At 66.4% G+C, this 538-nt stretch carries 1 pseudogene; it reads left to right on the forward strand.

Features of this window, described 5'->3' with window-relative positions:
* Positions 1 to 68: 68 nt before the first annotated feature.
* Positions 69 to 538, forward strand: a pseudogene (locus KIK15_RS18940) (HNH endonuclease); the annotation flags it as partial.

A 538-nucleotide genomic window follows, 5' to 3' on the forward strand; every position in this document is an offset into this window, starting at 1 on the left:
TCAGTGATCATCTCCTCGCGGCGACGGCCGGCCACTGTGAACGCCTCGGGACTGCTCAACGGTGGGGGATGCGGACCGCAGAGTTGTTGACCCGCAACGGATGTGCACCCACTGTCGCCGCCCGAGCTATGCGTGTGGGGCGAGGCATCGATGTCCTGGACATGACCGCCCGCTACTCCCGCGACGCACTACTGTCCGGTGAACACGTTGCCGCGGTCGTCTCCGGGGTTGGGCATGCGGCCACACGGTGTCGCGCCCCTATCGGCTCCGACCTGATCACCGACCTCGAATCCCGCCTGATCGCCGCAGCACTATCAGGTGCCACCCCATCGGAAATCAGCAACACCGCCCGCGGCTACGCCATCGACCACACACCCCCCGCCGACGACACCGACCCCGCATCGGTTCCCATCGCCGAAGACTCATCGTTGAACCAGTTCACCTACACCCCGGGCGAGGACGGTCGCCTCCACGGCCACTTCGACCTCGACATCCTCACCGGGGAACGATTGATCGCTGGACTCGACGCCGGGTCCCG

This window comes from Williamsia sp. CHRR-6 (assembly GCF_018474015.1).
In the GTDB taxonomy this organism is placed as follows: domain Bacteria; phylum Actinomycetota; class Actinomycetes; order Mycobacteriales; family Mycobacteriaceae; genus Williamsia_A.